20 protein-coding genes are annotated in these 18189 nt (G+C 40.0%); all 20 read left to right on the forward strand.

The annotated features are described in order from the left end of the window. Positions 1–182: 182 nt before the first annotated feature. The 20 genes from acpS to BMZ99_RS15500 all read left to right on the forward strand — a co-directional run bounded on the left by acpS (position 183) and on the right by BMZ99_RS15500 (position 18189). On the forward strand, positions 183–560 hold the full coding sequence (gene acpS, locus BMZ99_RS15405) for a holo-ACP synthase (protein WP_090939071.1): 378 nt from the start codon (positions 183–185) through the stop codon (positions 558–560). A 1-nt stretch (position 561) separates the two neighbouring features. Further along, positions 562–2115, forward strand: a complete 1554-nt coding sequence (locus tag BMZ99_RS15410) for an NAD(P)H-hydrate dehydratase (protein WP_090939075.1) — start codon at positions 562–564, stop codon at positions 2113–2115. A gap of 269 nt (positions 2116–2384) precedes the next feature. Beyond that, positions 2385–2690, forward strand: coding sequence for a CopG family ribbon-helix-helix protein (locus BMZ99_RS15415; protein ID WP_007932144.1), 306 nt, complete (start codon positions 2385–2387; stop codon positions 2688–2690). Between the two features lie 3 nt (positions 2691–2693). Further along, on the forward strand, positions 2694–3044 hold the full coding sequence (locus tag BMZ99_RS15420; protein WP_007932142.1) for a type II toxin-antitoxin system PemK/MazF family toxin: 351 nt from the start codon (positions 2694–2696) through the stop codon (positions 3042–3044). Between the two features lie 146 nt (positions 3045–3190). Next, entirely contained in the window at positions 3191–4063 is an 873-nt protein-coding gene (locus tag BMZ99_RS15425; protein ID WP_090939078.1) for a ComEC/Rec2 family competence protein, read from the forward strand. A gap of 4 nt (positions 4064–4067) precedes the next feature. Further along, complete coding sequence (locus tag BMZ99_RS15430; protein ID WP_090939081.1) at positions 4068–4295, forward strand: DUF3006 domain-containing protein; 228 nt, start codon at positions 4068–4070, stop codon at positions 4293–4295. 171 nt (positions 4296–4466) lie between these two features. Further along, positions 4467–5507: a LacI family DNA-binding transcriptional regulator gene (locus BMZ99_RS15435; protein WP_245754999.1), complete on the forward strand. Its 1041-nt coding sequence runs from the start codon at positions 4467–4469 to the stop codon at positions 5505–5507. After that, complete coding sequence (gene rbsK / locus BMZ99_RS15440) at positions 5504–6433, forward strand: ribokinase (protein WP_090939088.1); 930 nt, start codon at positions 5504–5506, stop codon at positions 6431–6433. Before BMZ99_RS15435 ends, rbsK begins: the two co-directional genes overlap by 4 nt. Continuing rightward, a complete protein-coding gene (gene rbsD / locus BMZ99_RS15445) occupies positions 6430–6825 on the forward strand; it encodes a D-ribose pyranase (RefSeq protein ID WP_090939092.1) in 396 nt (131 codons plus the stop codon). Before rbsK ends, rbsD begins: the two co-directional genes overlap by 4 nt. A 16-nt stretch (positions 6826–6841) precedes the next feature. Further along, positions 6842–8353: a sugar ABC transporter ATP-binding protein gene (locus tag BMZ99_RS15450; protein WP_090939094.1), complete on the forward strand. Its 1512-nt coding sequence runs from the start codon at positions 6842–6844 to the stop codon at positions 8351–8353. After that, positions 8343–9335 (forward strand): ABC transporter permease, encoded by a 993-nt coding sequence (locus BMZ99_RS15455; protein WP_090939097.1) that lies wholly within the window; start codon positions 8343–8345, stop codon positions 9333–9335. The genes BMZ99_RS15450 and BMZ99_RS15455 overlap by 11 nt, the downstream gene beginning before the upstream one ends. Before the next feature lie 293 nt (positions 9336–9628). After that, a complete protein-coding gene (locus BMZ99_RS15460; RefSeq protein WP_090939100.1) occupies positions 9629–10585 on the forward strand; it encodes a sugar ABC transporter substrate-binding protein in 957 nt (318 codons plus the stop codon). A gap of 276 nt (positions 10586–10861) precedes the next feature. Next, entirely contained in the window at positions 10862–12016 is a 1155-nt protein-coding gene (locus BMZ99_RS15465) for an N-acetylmuramoyl-L-alanine amidase family protein (RefSeq protein ID WP_090939103.1), read from the forward strand. Beyond that, the gene (locus tag BMZ99_RS15470; RefSeq protein WP_090939106.1) at positions 12016–12597 is read left to right on the forward strand and encodes a GerMN domain-containing protein; all 582 of its coding nucleotides are present in this window, start codon (positions 12016–12018) and stop codon (positions 12595–12597) included. The genes BMZ99_RS15465 and BMZ99_RS15470 overlap by 1 nt, the downstream gene beginning before the upstream one ends. 186 nt (positions 12598–12783) lie before the next feature. Next, on the forward strand, positions 12784–13782 hold the full coding sequence (gene thiL, locus BMZ99_RS15475) for a thiamine-phosphate kinase (protein WP_090939109.1): 999 nt from the start codon (positions 12784–12786) through the stop codon (positions 13780–13782). 32 nt (positions 13783–13814) lie between these two features. Then, a complete protein-coding gene (tsaE, locus tag BMZ99_RS15480) occupies positions 13815–14306 on the forward strand; it encodes a tRNA (adenosine(37)-N6)-threonylcarbamoyltransferase complex ATPase subunit type 1 TsaE (RefSeq protein ID WP_090939111.1) in 492 nt (163 codons plus the stop codon). Beyond that, on the forward strand, positions 14288–14995 hold the full coding sequence (gene tsaB, locus BMZ99_RS15485) for a tRNA (adenosine(37)-N6)-threonylcarbamoyltransferase complex dimerization subunit type 1 TsaB (protein WP_090939114.1): 708 nt from the start codon (positions 14288–14290) through the stop codon (positions 14993–14995). Before tsaE ends, tsaB begins: the two co-directional genes overlap by 19 nt. Continuing rightward, on the forward strand, positions 14992–15438 hold the full coding sequence (rimI, locus tag BMZ99_RS15490) for a ribosomal protein S18-alanine N-acetyltransferase (RefSeq protein ID WP_090939118.1): 447 nt from the start codon (positions 14992–14994) through the stop codon (positions 15436–15438). The genes tsaB and rimI overlap by 4 nt, the downstream gene beginning before the upstream one ends. A gap of 133 nt (positions 15439–15571) precedes the next feature. Further along, entirely contained in the window at positions 15572–16627 is a 1056-nt protein-coding gene (gene tsaD, locus BMZ99_RS15495; RefSeq protein ID WP_090939121.1) for a tRNA (adenosine(37)-N6)-threonylcarbamoyltransferase complex transferase subunit TsaD, read from the forward strand. A 140-nt stretch (positions 16628–16767) separates the two neighbouring features. Further along, the gene (locus tag BMZ99_RS15500) at positions 16768–18189 is read left to right on the forward strand and encodes a histidine kinase N-terminal domain-containing protein (protein ID WP_090939124.1); all 1422 of its coding nucleotides are present in this window, start codon (positions 16768–16770) and stop codon (positions 18187–18189) included.

Below are 18189 nucleotides of genomic sequence, written 5' to 3' on the forward strand. Positions count from 1 at the left end.
CTACACCAAGAGGCAGGTTCTTCGGAACCTGCCTCTTGTATTTTTAATACATATAAGGGACTATCTCAATTTCTTATTGAGACAGCCCCTTTTATCATTTGTATTTTACCTGTATCTATTGGCAAAATACAGTTAATGCTGGTACAATGAGTGATAGTAGAAGGTAATATGGAGTGAATTTTGTGATTATTGGTACTGGAATTGACATTATTGAAATTAGTCGTATTAAAGATGCCATTGTACGCCAATCTTTTGTAGATAAAGTGTTCACCCTACAGGAACAGCAATATTGTGAAAGTCGTGGTGTACAAAAGTCATCTTCTTATGCTGCGCGATTTGCTGGTAAGGAAGCAGTCATGAAAGCATTTGGAACAGGAATGGCAGGTGGAAGACTTAAAGATATTGAAATTATTCTTGATGATAAAGGGTGCCCGCATGTGAAGTTAAGTGGGCAATTTGGTGCTTTAGCCGAGAGTATGGGGGTTAGTATGACATATATATCATTGACACATGCACGAGAATATGCCGCTGCCCAGGTCATTTTATGGGGAGGAAAATAATATGAAGGTAGTAACAGTTGCTGAAATGAAAGATATAGAAAGGGCAGCAATCGAAGAGTATGGTATTCCTGGTATTGTTCTTATGGAGAATGCTGGCGTAGAAGTAGCTGGCCAAATTGAAAGTATACTAGGAATTTTACATAATAAAAAGATTTCTATATTTGCTGGTACTGGAAATAATGGTGGTGATGGTTATGTAGTTGCTAGGCATCTTCATAACCGAGGGGCGAAAGTCAAAGTTTTTTTAATCGGTAATAAAACGGCTGTAGCGGGTGATGCGTTAACGAATTTGCAGATTATTACCAATATGGGAATTGATATTTTAGAAGTGACAAATCAGCACGATTGGGATAAAGTGAAAATTGCTATGACTTTTACAGATTGCCTGGTAGATGCACTGCTAGGTACTGGCTTTACTGGTAAGCTTAGAGAGCATATGATCCAAGTTGTAGAATGTATGAATAAAATGAATAAGGTTATTATTGCCATCGATGTACCAACAGGTGTTGATGGCGATACAGGTCAGGTTCAGAGTGTGGCGGTAAAAGCAAGTTATACCATTACCTTTGCTTTGCCCAAGCAAGGACTTTTGCTATACCCTGGTGCTCTTTATGCTGGTGAGTTGTATGTAGCTGATATTGGCGTTCCTAGATTACTGGTACAAAATATTGCAATTCAGCAGAATCTTATTACCAGCGGCGACGTAACAAACATGCTTTGCAAAAGACAGCCTGATGCCCATAAAGGGAGCTGTGGCAAAGTATTCGTAGTGGCAGGTTCTAGAGGATTAACAGGTGCTGCTGCCCTGGCAGCAAGTGCTGCTATGCGCTCAGGTGCAGGTACGGTAACTTTAGGTATTGCCGAAAGCTTACATGATATTATGGAAATGAAGGTAACAGAAGTCATGACTAGTCCGTTGGCTGAAGTGAGCCCAGGTGCTTTAGGAGAAGAAGCTTTTTCTGAAATTCAAAGGCTCTCCTTGCAGAGTGATGTAATGGTGATTGGTCCTGGATTGGGTCGTCATGAAGAAACTTTGCCTCTTGTACGTCGTGTGATTATGACAGTTGAAAGACCTTTAGTGATTGATGCAGATGCCTTATATGCACTGATTGGTCATACCTCGTTATTAACCGAGGCTAAGTCTGTGCCGATACTAACGCCGCATCCAGGCGAAATGGCGCGACTTGTCAGTTTAACTGCCGAAGAGGTTAATCAAGATCGTATATATATTGCTCGTCAGGCGGCAATTGAGTGGGGAAGTATTATTATTTTAAAAGGAGCACGTACAGTAGTCGCATTTCCAGATGGTGAAGTATATATTAATAGTAGTGGTAATGCTGGTATGGCAACTGGCGGTGCTGGTGATGTGCTAACTGGAATCATTGCAGGACTTGTTGGTCAAGGCTTGTCGAGTCACGAAGCGGCATTAGCTGGTGTGTACATTCATGGCTTAGCTGGCGATATTGTCGCCAAAAATGGAATGATTGGTATGATTGCAAGTGATATCATAAAGGCATTGCCAGCAGCAATATTTGGTATTCAAGAAAATGATTAGGCATAAAATCCTCTTATTTCATGCATACTTATGATAGTGGGGTTATTTAATGACAGGTCGCTCAATAGACTCCCATTTTCGATAAGCAGCGGCTTGAGCGGCTAAATTCGGTGGATAAGTGTGACTCTGATCCAGATGGAGTTAATACTCCAATGGAATCAAGTTGATTGTTATTTAAATATGTGCGCAGCCGATCATCATTCGCCAGATAAATAAATCGTGTATAAAAAAATTGACATTTGTATATAAAGAAACTATAATCTATCTATATGAATGTTGTGTTAACTGGCGGGGGTGAAGGCGTGGCAGAATTGAGGCGTATTATGATTAGTATCCCGAATAGCTTGCTTCAAGAAGTAGATGGTATTATTGCAATTGAAAAATTAAGCCGTAGTCAATTTGTGCGTGATGCCATGCGACTGTGTATTGAAGAGCGTAGACGTAAGGAAATATATGATAAAATGCGTAAGGGATATCAGGAGATGGCTGGGATTAATCTGACATTAGCAGAGGAAGGCTTGCTAGCTGATGCAGATCTATTTGAAATGCCTACCCTACTGGCGGAGCGTGAATAAAAGATGGTCGTAAAACGTGGAGATATTTATTATGCCAATTTAAGTCCGGTAGTGGGTTCGGAACAAGGAGGGCATCGTCCCGTTTTGGTCATCCAAAATGATGTTGGTAATAAATATAGTCCGACCATTATCGTAGTAGCCATTACTTCGCAGATTTCGAAGGCTAAGCTGCCGACTCATGTGGAAATCAACTCGAAACAATCCAATTTGGAAAAGGATTCCGTGATTCTCTTAGAACAACTGCGTACCATTGATAAGCGTCGTTTAAAAGAAAAGGTCTCTCATTTGAGTGAGGATATCATGTCTATGGTTGATGAATCAATAAAAGTAAGTTTAGGATTGGTTGAGGTATAATTTTTTGTATCATATAAGGATACGGTTCTTTTAACATTTCGGCATGCAGCGAAGGCTTGGTGTAAACCAAGTCTTTTTAGTTATGAGGATAGATGAGGTTTTCCTGCTTGCAAGGAAGGAGCGGTACTATTTTAGGAGGTAAATTGATGGGATGTAAATGGTTTGGGGTGTTTCTAGTAGCCCTTGTTATGCTGATAGCAGCAGGATGTGTGAAAGATAAAGCGATAAATGTCAGTCAAGGGCAGACAAATTTTCCTCTGACTGTAAAGGTGTTAGATATTGGGCAAGGAGATGCTATTTTAATTCGAGCTGTAGGACAAACAGTACTGGTTGATACAGGAGATACGGGCACGAAAGACAATTTAGTAGCGTACATAAAAAAAGAAGGAATTACAACCATCGATAAAGTGATTATTACTCATCCTCATGCGGATCATTTGGGAGGAATGTCGGCTGTTTTAGAGAATTTTAAAGTAAATCAAATTTATGACAGTGGGCAAACCACGACGACAGTGCTGTATCGTAAATATTTGTCATTGGTGCAAAGTAAGAAGATACCTTTTTCTGTTCTGACTGCCGGTATGGAAATTGTTATTACAAATGATATAAAGCTAAAGATCTTGGCACCGGAACAGCCTTTTATAAGAGACTCAGAGTTAAACAATAATTCTATTGTAGCAAAATTGATGTATCGTGATTTTTCCATGTTGCTAACAGGAGATGCGGAAAAGGAATCAGAAGAACGTATGCTGAAAAAATATAAAAAAGAACTGAAAAGTACAATTTTAAAATCTGGTCATCATGGCAGCAATACATCTTCCTCCCCTTCCTTTTTAAAAGCGGTATCTCCAGAGGCTGCCATTATTTCGTTAGGTGCAAATAATGATTATCATCATCCTCATCCTTCAACTTTAAAGAAATATAATGAAGCTAAAATGAAAATATATCGTACGGATACAGATGGAACGGTGACAATTAATAGTGATGGCGCTGCCTATACCATAACAAAGGAGAAATAACAACATGAAAGTCTTAGCTGTAATTGATCGCTTTGAAGGAAAAAAAGCCGTATTAATGTTAGGGGATGAGGAATTCCAAGTCGTATGGCCCCGAGAAAGTTTGCCAAGTGAAGCTCGAGAAGGGGATTTCATAACCATGGAGTTACAAGTAAATAACGAAGCAACTACAGCAGCTAAGGAAGAAGCGGAGCGTTTATTAAAAGAACTATTGAAAGAAAATCAGGAAAGCTAAAAGCTTTCCTGATTTTCTTTTTGCATCTGTCATTGCGAGCATAGTGAAATAAGTCATAATAAATCTCATAAATCTAAATTTTCAAATAATTTACAAAAGTAAGCAGGAGTTTTACTCTTTCAGGTAGAAAGATTGAGTAAACGTTTACAAGGATAGCTGATTAGGAGTTTAATGATGGTATATGATAAAGAAAATTTTAAAAATATAACAATTAAAGATGTTGCGAAAAGGGCTGAAGTTTCCATTGCAACAGTGTCACGAATTTTAAATGGTAAAGATCGAGTTTCACCATTACTAGCAGAGCGTGTTCTGCTGGCAGTCAAAGAATTGCAGTATCAGCCAAATGATGTGGCAAGAGCATTAAAGATAAAAGAATCTCGCAGCATTGGCCTTATTATTCCGGATATCGAAAATCCTTTTTTTCCTGCGCTGGTGAGGGGGGTTCAAGATGCAGCTAAAATACATAATTATGCTGTTATTTTGTGTAATACCGATGGGAAAACAGAAGAAGAGAAAAAATACATTCAGTTTTTGTATAGTAAACGAGTGGATGGCATAGCTTTTACTGAAAGTGTTGACAACAAAAAAAATATTGCTTTGTTAGACTCATTAGGCATCCCTGTTGTTTTGCTGGATCGGAGAGTAGAGGGAATGAAGGCCAGTGGCGTTAGTACGGATAACCGCTTAGGAGCCTTTATGGCTACCCAGCACTTAATTGAAAAAGGTAAGCAGCGAATTGGCTTTATTAGCGGATCACCAAAACTTTCTTCGGGAGCTGATCGTGCAAGTGGCTACCAGGATGCTCTTCTTCACTATAGCATCCAGTATGACAAGAAATTAGTGTTTATTGGTGCTTTTACCTATGAGAGCGGTTATGCTGCAGTGGAGAATCTGTTATTGAGTCGTCACCAATTCGATGCTATTTTTGCAGCTAATGATATCATGGCCATCGGTGCAATTGAATGCTTGAACCGATATGGCATCCGAGTACCAGAAGATGTGGCCGTTGTTGGTTTTGATGATATACGATTGGCGACATGGTATAAACCGTTATTAACTACGATTCGACAGCCTGTATATGAGATGGGACAATATGCGATAAAGCTTTTGGTAGAGCATATTACAGGTGAACGAAGCTGTCCCTACGAAAAGATATTTGCACCTGAACTGATGATTCGTCAATCTTCAGGTGGTTTGGAGGAATCAAAATGAATACGTTGACAAAACCAATATTGGTTGTGGGTAGCTTAAATATGGATTTAGTGGTAACTGTTGATGAGCTGCCCCAAAAAGGTGAAACTATTTTTGGGAAAACGTTTACAACATTTCCAGGCGGCAAGGGTGGGAACCAAGCTGTGGCTGCGGCCAAATTAGGATCGAAGGTAACAATGGTAGGAGCTGTTGGACGGGATGAATTTGGGGAAAGGTTACGGTGCAGTCTTTTACAAAGTGGAGTAGATGCTTCCTATGTATCCTTAGCTGAAATTTCTACTGGTACAGCATTAATTACAGTGGACCAAAAAGGAGCCAATTCTATCGTGGTAGTACCTGGAGCTAATTATGCATGTTGTCAGCAAGACATAGATTCAGCATTGGAAGAGGCAGAAGTACCTGGAATTCTTCTTGTACAGAATGAAATACCAGAAACAATCGTGGAATATACAATTAGAGAGGCCAAGGGGAAAGGATGGACTACAATTTTAAATCCTGCACCAGCGCGTCTGCTTTCAGAAGAACTATTATCGATGATTGATATTCTGATTCCCAATGAGACCGAAGCATTGGTACTTACGGGCGGCAAAGCTGGCGCAGAAGATGAAGCAGCTAAAGTTTTATTAGATAGAGGCGCAGCCGCTGTCATTATTACATTAGGTAATAAAGGGGCCTTATGCTGTACAGTAGAGCAGAATCAGCAGATATTCCCTTATAAGGTAGACGCAGTAGATACGACCGCTGCTGGAGATGCCTATGTAGGTGCACTAGCCACTGCCTTAGCAGAGGGGAAAACAGTGTTGGAAAGTGCAAAATTTGCAGCAGCTGTAGCAGCTATAGCTGTGACGAGACCTGGAGCTCAGCCATCATTGCCTTGGCGAAATGAAGTAGACGAATTTATTCGTAAACAGGAGGGACAGCAATGAAGAAATTTGGAGTATTAAATCAAGGAATCAGCGAAGTCATTGCTGGTATGGGACATGGAGATCAACTAGTCATTGGAGATTGTGGTCTGCCAATACCACAAGGAATACGGCGGATTGATATCGCCTTGACTCCTGGTGTCCCAGGATTTTTAGAAACGCTGTGTGTAATATTGCAAGAGCTAGAAGTGGAGAGTGCGGTGATCGCCAATGAGATGGAAGATGTCAGCCTAAAGATGTATGAGGGTGTGAGGGAACTGTTAGGGGCTGTACCGATTCAGCGGTGCAGTCATGAAGAGTTTAAGAAAATGAATCAGAAGGCAGTTGCTGTGATTCGCACTGGTGAGTGTACACCTTACGCCAACATTATATTAAATTCAGGTGTCAATTTTTAACTGGGAGTGATACGGTATGGACCATGAAGTTATTTTACGTATGCAGAATATCAATAAAGCTTTTCCTGGAGTCCAGGCCTTGAATGATATTAACTTCGAACTCCGTAAAGGAGAAGTTCATTGTTTGTTAGGAGAAAATGGCGCAGGTAAATCGACTTTGATTAAAATTATGAGTGGTGCCCATCAAAAAGATAGCGGTATCGTTTTATTGCACGGTAAAGAAGTAGACATTAAAGATGCTCACATTTCTCGTGATCTTGGCATTAGCACGATTTATCAGGAAATGAGTTTGATCCCGGGAATGAGCGTTGCAGAAAACATTTTCTTAGGAGAAGAAATTGTTAAAGCTTCCTTTAATATAGTTGATAAAGAAAAAATGGAAAAGCAGGCAAAAGAAATCTTTCGTGAAATGAATATCGATATTAATCCCAAAAGTCTGGTTAAGGAAATGAGTACAGCCCAGCAGCAGATGATAGAAATTGCCCGGTCATTAGTAAAAAAACGTCAAATTATTATCATGGATGAGCCCACTTCCTCAATTAGTGACAAAGATACCCATGAGTTATTTCGGATCATTCGCAAGCTGAAAAGCCAAGGCGTAGCGATTATTTACATTTCTCATCGCCTGCAGGAGCTTAGTGAAATTGTAGATCGCATCACTGTTATGCGAGATGGTCAAGATATAGGAACTGTTAATATGAAAGATGTGACAATAGATCAACTGATTGCGATGATGGTGGGGCGGACATTAGAAAAAACGGATAAACCAGTTAGGGACCATATTGGTGAGGTGTTACTGGAAGTGAAAAATATTAGCTGGGGTAATATTGTACAAAACGCCAGCTTTATTTTAAGAAAAGGTGAAATTTTGGGATTTGCAGGTCTGGTTGGTGCTGGCAGGAGTGAGTTGATGAGGCTGCTTTTTGGTGCAGAAAAAATGGATGCGGGCAGAATATTGCTTCATGGAGTCCAAGTGGAAATTCACTCTCCAATGCAGGCCATTGCTCATGGTATAGGCTATCTCAGTGAAGACCGAAAGAGAGATGGCTTAGTACTTGGCATGGGAATTGATCAAAATATTACCATGGCAAATTTGCCCAAAGTGTGCAATGGCTTTTTCCTTAGTCGCAAGAAAGAAGAGCTGGAGGCTAAAAATAGTGTGCAAGCTTTAAATGTAGCTACTAATTCTATTCATAAGCTGGTAAAGTTTTTAAGCGGGGGAAATCAGCAAAAGGTGATTATCGGAAAGTGGCTTTTGACAGATTGTCAAGTCTTAATTTTTGATGAACCAACTCGGGGGATTGATGTAGGGGCAAGGGCTGAAATTTATAAATTGATGAATGGGTTAGTTCAGTTAGGCAAGAGCATTATTATGGTATCCTCCGACTTACCAGAAATTATTAGAGCCAGTAATCGGGTTATCATAATGAATCAGGGAAGGATTGCTGGTGAATTTGAAAATGATGGTACGATTACTCAGGAGGGAATTATGCCATTGATGTTAGGGGGAGTTGGAAATGTTTCATAAGATTGCAGATCGATTTGGAATCGGAATTGCAATTGTTGCTTTATTTATATTTTTGTCCATTAGCAGTCCTCATTTCTTGGATATTGCCAATCTACTCAATATTTTGCTGCAAGTTGCGATTTCAACAATTATTGCTGTAGGCATGACCTTTGTTATTCTTACCTCTGGTATTGATTTATCCGTAGGACCACTGACCGCATTTTCCAGTGTAATAATCGGCTTAACGTTACATTTAGATATTGGCATTGGCATACCGATACTGAGTGGAGTTTTAGTCGGTGGTTTATTGGGTCTTATAAATGGAATATTGATTGCCAAGCTTAAAATTCCAGCCTTTATTGCAACCCTTGGAATGATGAGTGTAGCAAGGGGAGCTGCCTTATTTATTACAAACGGACAGACGATACATATGTTTCCTACTGAATTTCGTTTTATAAGTGCTGGAAACATAATGAGTATTCCGATTCCTGTCATTTATGCGCTTATTGTTGTAATGATCGCGATCTTTATTTTAAATTATACTAAATTTGGTCGTTACATTTATGCTATTGGAGGTAATAAGGAAGCTGCGCGTTTATCGGGAATTAATGTGAAATTTGTAGAAACATGGGCTTATATCATTTGCGGCATAACATGTGGTATTGGTGCTGTTATTTTGACAGGCCGCTTGAATGCTGCTCAGCCTATTGCAGGAATTGGCTATGAGTTAGATGCCATTGCTGCTGTTATTATTGGTGGGACCAGTTTAAATGGTGGTGAGGGATCTATTGGCGGTACGCTTATGGGGGCGATTCTGATCGGGATGCTGCGAAATGGATTAAATCTTCTGAATGTTTCGCCTTTTTTGCAGCAAATTGTAATTGGTGCCGTTATTGTTAGTGCTGTGTTTTTTGATCAATATAGGCGGTCAAAAAAAGACAGCAGTGCGGTCAAGGGACTGAATCGACCAGCCGAAGCAATGGGGTCGACAAAGTCATATTAATGCGGCAGATATGATTCATTTGTGAAGACCTTATTGGTAAACAATCTTATGCATTTTTTTCGTAAGGTTGTTAGATACACCAAAGGCCAGGACTAGAATGATGCCTGGCATCATTTTAGCCTAGTCGATCTTGAATCATCAGGCTAAGATGTGCTTAGACTTTCCTGTGGGAGGTGACAGTCTTTTAACGAATTCGCCTTGAGGATTCAAAAGAATTGTAAGCGGCAAAAGATTCCTTACTGCTTGCAAGTACAGGTAGCTCAGTGAGTTTAAAATGAGAGGAGAATCAACTTATGTACAAAAAAACATTAGCGATTCTGGTGGGAGTGGGCTTAATGGCATCTTTCGTAACTGGATGCGGCAGTTCTGGCAGCGATAAACCTGCTGCGAAGGCGGACAAAAAAGAATTAAAAATTGGCTTTGTTATGAAAACATTAAGTAATCCGTTTTTCATTAGTATGGAGAAAGGTGCTCAAAAGGCTGGGAAAGAATTAGGCGTGAAATTGGAAGTTCAAGTAGGGCAAGAAGAAACTTCAATTGAGCAGCAAATCGCCATTGTAGAAAATATGGTTGCGACAAAAGTGGATGCAATCTGCATTGCTCCAGGCGGTTCAAAAGAAATTGTGCCTGTTTTGAAAAAAGCGCAGGATGCGGGAATTCCAATTATTAATATTGATAATCGTATTGATGGGGATGCAGCGAAAGCAGCTGGACTTAAACCTATTCCGTATGTTGGTGCCAGTAATATTGATGGTGGTTATCTTGCAGGTAAATATTTGGCTGAGCAGTTGAAAGGAAAAGGGAAAGTAGCCATTATAGAAGGCATACAAGGAGTGGATAATGCAGAGGGAAGAAAGAATGGAGCTAAAAAAGCATTTGCTGAGTATAAAGATATTCAAATCGTTGCTTCTCAGTCTGCAAATTGGAAGACGGAAGAAGGCCTCAATGTAATGACAAACATTCTGCAGGCAAATCCGGATCTTAATGGAGTATTTTGTGCTAATGATATGATGGCTTTTGGCGCGATTCAAGCCATTGATGGGGCTGGCAAATCTGGGAAGATAATAGTAACAGCATATGATGCTTTGGACCAAGCGAAAGTCTATATAAAAGAAGGGAAAATGGCATCAACTGTGGATCAAAAGCCTGATGATCAAGGTTACTATGGTGTAAAATATGCTGTTGACTTGATTAATAAGAAAGAGGTACCTATGGAGTATATGGTTAAATTAGAAAATATCACGAAATAATAAAATAGACTTGTACGTGTAGTAAGGTACTAAAATGCCTGCATTACAAAGAGGGCCGTAGCTGTGGTTTGTTGCAGCTAGGCCCTCTTTAAAATCAGCAAAGTAAATTTTTTCTTCTTTTTTATCTTTATGCCTGAAAGTCCTGCAGGATTTTTGTCAATAGGCACGAATTGTAAAACAATATATCAGCATATGCATTTTTTTGAAATATTATGATGATAGGCTGATTTGCCTATGAAATAATAAACTTGTGGTGACAAACGGAGGTGTTATAAATTGCGTCGATTTCGTTCTACTTTCTTAAGTCTGCTATTCTTGATGCTATTTTTGGTGCCTCAGGCTGGTATGGCGGCGTTAAATGATAATAAATCAGGGACTAGTCCTGCACCAGCTATCGCTTCATTGAAAACAACTGCTCTAGCGCAGACAAAACTTTCTGGTAGCAATCAGTTAATCAATGTTCGATGGTTAGTACATAAAGATGCTGTGGAAGGTACTAGTAAATTACGTTTAGTTATTGATACTAAGGATGCAGTGAAAGTTAGCAGTAAGCTGGATGGGACAACAGGCTCTCAGTTAGTTGTTGACATTAATGGTGCAGCAGTGGGGAATGTTAATAACTTAGTAAACTTAGATGGAAAAATCGCCGATAAGGTTCGATTTATCAAAAAAGATAATAGCAACAGTCAAGTCATAGTAGATTTATCTACTATGATTGAAGATAGCGACTACAAAGTATTTACTTTGAAAAGTGATGCAATTAATAATAAGACCTTTCGTGTGGTAATTGATGTGAATCAAGTCGTACCTAAAGTCGAATATAATTTTACTGCTGGTTTAAGAAATAAGGTGATTGCCATTGACCCTGGGCATGGCGGCAGCGATCCCGGTGCTATTGGTCCTAATAAATTGCAGGAGAAGACTGTGACCTTGGCAGTTGCTCAAAGGGTACAAGCTTTGTTGGAGAAAGCAGGCGCTAAAGTATTAATGACCAGAAAGACTGATGTAGATGTCTTTGGACCAAACGCTAGTGCCGTTGATGAATTAAATGCTAGAACTTTGGGGGCAAATAACAATAAAGCAGACGTATTTGTCAGCCTGCACATTAATGCCTTCACCAGCCCCAGTGTAGGCGGTACAGCTACTTATTATTATCAGAAGAGTAATTATGATATCTTGTTGGCAAATTGCATTCAAGACAATTTGGTTAAAACCGGGGGACTGCAAGATCGTGGAATTAATGCCGCAGGATTTTACGTAATCAAAAAAACCAAAATGCCTTCTGTTTTGGCTGAGTTAGGTTTTATTTCTAATCCTGATGAAGAAAAGTTGTTAAGTACTCCACAATTCCAGCAGAAACTAGCTCAAGGAATCGTGCAGGGATTGGATGACTTTTTTGTTCAAGCCGCTAAAAGGGGAGGTGGCTTATAGTGTTTGGTAAAAAAATCGCTTTAATAAGCATGTTGCTCGTGCTGTCCTTAATGCTGGGGGGGTGCGATACTGCCGCTCCACAAACGCCAGCCGTGCCGAATGTGCAGAATGAAAATTCTCAAACAGGAACAGAACCGGGAAAAACAGTGAACCCAGGGCAAGATACGATGACTATGACAGTATATTTTGCAACAAAAGATGCAGCGAATTTAGTAAGTGAGAAATATGTGGTTCCAAAGAATAGCCATCCAGCGCAAACTGCCATGGAGTTATTAATAGCAGGAACCAAGAACCCTGATTTAGTTGCTGTATTTCCGGCAGGAACTAAGCTGCGGAATATTTCGGTTAAGGATCATATTGCCTATGTTGATTTTAATGATAGTTTAGTAAAGAACAATAAAGGTGGCTCAGCCTTAGAAATATTGCTGGTAGGTGCCATTGTCAATACATTAACCGAGTTTCATGATATACAAAAAGTGCAAATTCTAGTAGAGGGTAAAAAGATTGATACGATATCAGGTCACATGGATATCGGAGAGCCGTTAAGCAGATCTGAAAAAATAATAAAAAAAAGTAAATAATACTTTTATAAGCAGCAATCTAACTTGGATTGCTGCTTATATGTATTTTAGCAGATCAATACGGAGAATAATAAGGCAAATGACTATAAAAATATTTTCTATAAGATTGTTGTATTGCAGGATTTCAAACTTGCAAAACAGAATTTTAATATATTTATAGTGTTTGGTGATATAGGTAGGTGCAATATGGACTTTAAACAATTGGGAGAGTTTGCTTTAATTGATCTGATCAAGGTCGATGCGATTCATAACAAGGATAATGTAGTAATTGGCATTGGGGACGATGCTGCAGCGCTGATACCAGCCCCTCATCAATTGCAACTGGTTACCACTGACATGCTGGTAGAGATGGTACATTTTGATCTATCTACTACCAGTGCCTGGCAGCTAGGTTATAAATCGATTGCAGTAAACCTAAGTGATATTGCCGCAATGGGAGGAAAGCCAACCCATGTTGTTATATCTATTGCTTTGCCCAGCTACTTGTCTGTAGATTTTGTTGTATCCTTGTATGAAGGTATGAAAGAAATTTGCCATGAGTTTGGTGTTAATATAGTTGGCGGAGATACCGTAGCAAGTCCTAATGGATTGGTAATTAATGTAACGGCAATGGGGGAAGTCGATCCAAAGAACCTTCAGCGGCGTTCGGGAGCTAGTGTGGGAGACTTAGTGGTGGTAACGGGTGCATTAGGTGACTCGGGATGCGGGTTGGAGCTCTTGCAGCAGGGAACTTGGACGGAGCATGAATTCTTTCAGCCCTTAGTGTTAAGACATGTAACACCGAGACCGCAAGTTGCAGCAGGAGCGATGCTTGCGTCTTTTGGTTCAACAAGTATGAATGATATTAGTGATGGTTTAGCAAGTGAAGTGAATGAGATTGCCGCGGCGAGTCAAGTAGGAATACGAATTTATGCTAAGATGATTCCCCTGTCGGCAGAAGTTTGTGCTGCTGCCGGTGCTTTAGGTAAAGATGGTCTAGAGTATGCACTATATGGAGGCGAAGATTATCAATTGGTCTTTACAATTCCATCGCAGCAATTATCATTGATATCCCAAGCAGACCTTGGTATTAAACTGACAGTCATTGGTGAAGTGATTGAGCAAAGACATGGTGTGTTACTGGTGGATGAAGAAGGAGTGGAATTACAGTTAGAACCTAAAGGGTATGATCATTTTCGCCAGTAGGTTGACTGGGTAATTAGGAGGAATTTTTTTGTATGCTGGAAATTAAAACAACTTCTCCAGAAGAAACATCTGCCTTTGGCAAATGTTTAGCTAAGATACTATCGGCAGGGAAGGTAGTATGTTTGGTTGGAGATTTAGGGGCTGGGAAAACCTTATTAGTACAGGGACTAGCAGAAGGATTGGGCATAGCAGATAGTGTACATAGTCCCACTTTTACTATTTTGAATGTATATGAAGGCGGCTTTCCTGTATATCATTTCGATTTATACCGATTAGAAAATGCTGACGAATTATTTGATATTGGTTTTTATGAATATACGGAAGCCGATGGGCTAGCGATAATTGAGTGGGCAGACAAGTTTCCGAAAGAGCTGCCTGATGAATATTTATGGATTGAGATACGTTCGAATGTTGAGAAAAATGAAGGTAGCGTAGAGGACAGAGTCTTACAGGTACGGGCACTTGGAGCTACTTATGAGCAACTTTGTGAGGAGCTGAAACAGACATGCCAATTCTTGCGATAGATACAGCTACATTGGTATCCAGTGTTGCTTTAGCAACTGAGGATACTTTATTGGCTGAGATTACATTACAGACAAAAAAAACACATTCTGAATTATTAATGCCGCATATTGCTAAACTACTGGATATGGCTCAGGTGGCTAAAACGGATCTTAAGGGAGTAGCTGTCAGCATTGGACCTGGTTCCTTTACAGGTCTTAGAATTGGTTTATCTACAGCTAAAACCTTAGCCTATGCTTTACAAATTCCTCTGGCTGGCGTACCCACTTTAGCAGCCATGGCTTATGGCTGTCCGGTTCCCGGAGTGATTCTGGCTCCTATGTTGGATGCACAAAAGGGAAATGTCTATCAGGCATTATTTGAATGGCATCAGGGGGAATTAAAAGAGATACAGCCAGCGGTTGTGACAGAAGTTACTGCTGCTTTAGAAAGTTTGAGTCAGCAGGAAAGACCTGTATTAGTAATGGGTGAATCTGCGGTCATGTATTGTGACAAAATAAAACAGATAGGTAAAAATCTAATACTGGCTGCACCTCATGTGGTTATTCAGCGAGCCAGCAGTGTTGCCGGTTTAGGGTATAAGCTGATCAAGCAAGGAGTACGACATGATGTAATGGGTTTAGAACCTTTATATATTAGACGTTCAGAAGCGGAGGTTTTATGGGAGTGTCGTCATGGAGTTGCCAAATGACCGTTGTGATGGTACGACGAATGAATACACTTGATATAGATGGTGTTCTTGCAGTAGAGCAGCAATCCTTTATGACTCCCTGGTCTCGCGAGGGATTTGTCAATGAAATGAACAATGAGTTGTCCTATTATCTGGTAATGGTAGAAGATGGTAAAATCATTGGTTATGCAGGTATGTGGCTTATTGTAGATGAAGCACATGTTACGAACGTTGCGGTTTTACCTGAGTATAGAGGGAAAAGATTAGGCGAAAAATTAATGTCCTCTCTTCTTGAACATGCCAAGAAGAGAGGAGCGATTAGAATGACCCTGGAAGTGCGAGCTTCTAATACAGTTGCCCAAGGTTTATATAATAAATTTGGTTTTACTTCCCAAGGAAGACGACGTAATTATTATACGGATACTAAAGAAGATGCACTCATTATGTGGTGTGAGAATTTATAAGGACTGATCAATAAAAAAAGAGCCACTTTCGTGGCTTATAGGGTGATTGATGATACTTACAATATGTCATAGTAGGTAAAAATGTGACTATTATTGTATCGATTGTAAAGATAGAAAGATGGAGGCCTTTGTTTTGGAAAATACGCAGCAAGAAACCAGAAAACCGTGTTTAACACTGGCTCTAGAAACCAGTTGTGATGAAACCTCTGCAGCAGTGGTGGCTGATGGACGCATTGTTTTATCGAATATTATTTCTTCCCAGATTCCAGTGCACCAAAAATATGGTGGAGTTGTGCCTGAGATTGCTTCTCGTAAACATATTGAAAATGTACTTCCAGTGATTGATCAGGCACTACAGGCTGCTGGGGCATCATTAACCGATATTTCTGCGATTGGAGTTACCTACGGACCAGGTTTAGTGGGAGCATTATTAGTTGGCGTATCAGTTGCAAAAGCTTTATCTTTTGCTTCAGGGATACCTCTTGTTGGTGTGAATCATCTAGAGGGGCATATTTTTGCTAATTTTTTGGCTCATCCGAAATTAGAGCCTCCCTTTATGGCATTAGTAGTATCGGGAGGTCATACTTCATTAGTACATGTGAAGGGGTATAATGAATTTGCATTACTAGGTCAAACGCGAGATGATGCGGCAGGGGAGGCTTTTGATAAAGTTGCAAGGGTGATGAAACTACCTTACCCTGGTGGTCCCTATATTGATGCGTTAGCTGCTAAAGGCAATCCGGAAGCCATTGCTTTTCCTAGAGCGCTATCAGGAAAAAATAGCTTTGAGTTTAGCTTTAGCGGATTGAAATCGGCCGTATTAAATTATTTAAATAGTGCAGCGCAAAAGCAAGAAGACATAAATACAGCAGATGTAGCGGCTAGTTTTCAAGCAGCTGTAATTGATGTTCTGGTTAATAAAAGTCTTCAAGCTGCTGCGATATGTGGTGTAGAGCAGATTGTTCTTGCTGGAGGTGTGGCTGCCAATAGTGGTCTTAAAGCTAAATTAGGGTATGAATGCCAACAAGCAGGGATATCTTTCTTCTATCCAGATCCTATACTGTGTACTGATAATGCTGCCATGATTGCTTGTAGGGCTTATTATCAGCATCAGATAGGTGATTATGCTGACTTACACCTGAATGCAAAACCTTCTTTGAAGCTGGGTGCAAGGAAAGTAGGGACTTAACATATGGAGAAGGATGTAAAATAAAAAGTTTGAAAATTCCATGACAAGGAATTTTTATATGCCAAGTGGAATAAATATAAACAAAGTAATAGAGATAGCAGGTATTCGCAATTATTTTTAAGTAATAGTTGGAGGTACAAATGGGAGTGGCTGGAGATATTTGTCGAAAAGTAACTACATTAGCCCCAGCGCAAATTGCAGTGCTAGACACAATTTGCACCGTATTGGGATTAGCAAGTGACTTGGCGCACGCCCAAGTTACCTTATATACGAAAGCGCGTATGGAGAACTTCTTGGTTATTGCAGCGCAAATAAAACCTAATACTAGCTATGTACAGCATAAGCCCAACTTGTTGGGTACAACTGTTTATGCCTTAGAAGAGCCTCTTATTTGGAGAAGTATTTCCATGGGAGAAGCGATTCATGGACAACGAGAATGGGCCTTGGGCATGTGGATGGAAATGCAGGTCTATCCAGTGCGAGATGCTAGCGGTAATATAATTGCTGCTGTTAGTTTTGAATCTAGCATGGAAGAAGCTCACGTACATGGGCATCAGCTTTTGGTAGAAACTGCACAACTTCTTTTATCTACAGTGAGAATACCAAGCAGCAGTAAGCAATATCGTTCTTTGTCTGCTAGTGATGGGATTCTCATTGTGAATGAGCATGGTAAAATCATTTTTGCTAATTCAACTGCTGATAGTATATATAAAGTATTAGCTGTAGGAAATATTGTAGGACGTCGTATTTATGAGCGTCAGGCCAATATGAGCTTAGCCCAAAAGGCTATGACCATTCAAGAGCCTTGTGAAGCAGAATTATCTGCAGGCAATATGGTACTGGTACAAAGGGCAATTCCCATTGTTGTAAATCAAGTTACAGCTTGTACTGTCGTCATTTTAACTGATGTTACAGAAGTAAAAAAGAAAGAAAAAGAACTATTAATAAAATCAGCAGTCATTCAGGAGATACACCATCGGGTAAAAAATAATTTGCAGACGATTGCAAGTTTACTGCGACTGCAATCTAGACGCACAAAATCCCAAGAAGTAAAAGCTGCTCTGCGAGAAAGTGTGAATCGGATTTCGAGCATTTCTGTTGTACATGAATTTTTATCACAGCAGGATGCAGAATTTATTGATGTTGCAGAAGTCGCCAGAAATATTCTAGACTTAGTTATTCAAAATATGCTGGAACCAGACTTTAATTTACAAACTATTTTTAACGGTGAGACAGTGGTGTTTCCCTCAGAGCAGGCTAGCAGCTTGGCTTTGGTTATTAATGAGCTGATCCAAAACTCTATCGAACATGGCTTTGTAGGTCGACATGAAGGCGTCATTGGGGTTGATATTAGCACCCTTGAAGATGAATATAAAATCGAAATCTATGATAACGGCATAGGCATGCCACCGAGCTTTAATCCCCAATTATCGAATAGTTTGGGATTGCAAATTGTGCGAACCTTAATTGAGAGCGATGTTGGCGGCAGTTTTGCATTATACACGGATAATGGTACTCATGCTTGTATTACCATTCCCCGTAAGGCGAAGGGAGGAGTTTAG

The sequence above is a fragment of the Pelosinus propionicus DSM 13327 genome, assembly GCF_900114615.1.
Lineage (GTDB): Bacteria > Bacillota > Negativicutes > DSM-13327 > DSM-13327 > Pelosinus > Pelosinus propionicus.

Bases quoted from the DNA above. Each gene is read 5' to 3' on its own strand.
- BMZ99_RS15410 (WP_090939075.1), top strand. From the start codon at position 562: ATGAAGGTAGTAACAGTTGCTGAAATGAAAGATATAGAAAGGGCAGCA.
- BMZ99_RS15415 (WP_007932144.1), top strand. From the start codon at position 2,385: ATGAATGTTGTGTTAACTGGCGGGGGTGAAGGCGTGGCAGAATTGAGG.
- BMZ99_RS15420 (WP_007932142.1), top strand. From the start codon at position 2,694: ATGGTCGTAAAACGTGGAGATATTTATTATGCCAATTTAAGTCCGGTA.
- BMZ99_RS15425 (WP_090939078.1), top strand. From the start codon at position 3,191: ATGGGATGTAAATGGTTTGGGGTGTTTCTAGTAGCCCTTGTTATGCTG.
- BMZ99_RS15430 (WP_090939081.1), top strand. From the start codon at position 4,068: ATGAAAGTCTTAGCTGTAATTGATCGCTTTGAAGGAAAAAAAGCCGTA.
- BMZ99_RS15435 (WP_245754999.1), top strand. From the start codon at position 4,467: ATGATGGTATATGATAAAGAAAATTTTAAAAATATAACAATTAAAGAT.
- rbsK (WP_090939088.1), top strand. From the start codon at position 5,504: ATGAATACGTTGACAAAACCAATATTGGTTGTGGGTAGCTTAAATATG.
- rbsD (WP_090939092.1), top strand. From the start codon at position 6,430: ATGAAGAAATTTGGAGTATTAAATCAAGGAATCAGCGAAGTCATTGCT.
- BMZ99_RS15450 (WP_090939094.1), top strand. From the start codon at position 6,842: ATGGACCATGAAGTTATTTTACGTATGCAGAATATCAATAAAGCTTTT.
- BMZ99_RS15455 (WP_090939097.1), top strand. From the start codon at position 8,343: ATGTTTCATAAGATTGCAGATCGATTTGGAATCGGAATTGCAATTGTT.
- BMZ99_RS15460 (WP_090939100.1), top strand. From the start codon at position 9,629: ATGTACAAAAAAACATTAGCGATTCTGGTGGGAGTGGGCTTAATGGCA.
- thiL (WP_090939109.1), top strand. From the start codon at position 12,784: ATGGACTTTAAACAATTGGGAGAGTTTGCTTTAATTGATCTGATCAAG.
- tsaE (WP_090939111.1), top strand. From the start codon at position 13,815: ATGCTGGAAATTAAAACAACTTCTCCAGAAGAAACATCTGCCTTTGGC.
- tsaB (WP_090939114.1), top strand. From the start codon at position 14,288: ATGCCAATTCTTGCGATAGATACAGCTACATTGGTATCCAGTGTTGCT.
- rimI (WP_090939118.1), top strand. From the start codon at position 14,992: ATGACCGTTGTGATGGTACGACGAATGAATACACTTGATATAGATGGT.
- BMZ99_RS15500 (WP_090939124.1), top strand. From the start codon at position 16,768: ATGGGAGTGGCTGGAGATATTTGTCGAAAAGTAACTACATTAGCCCCA.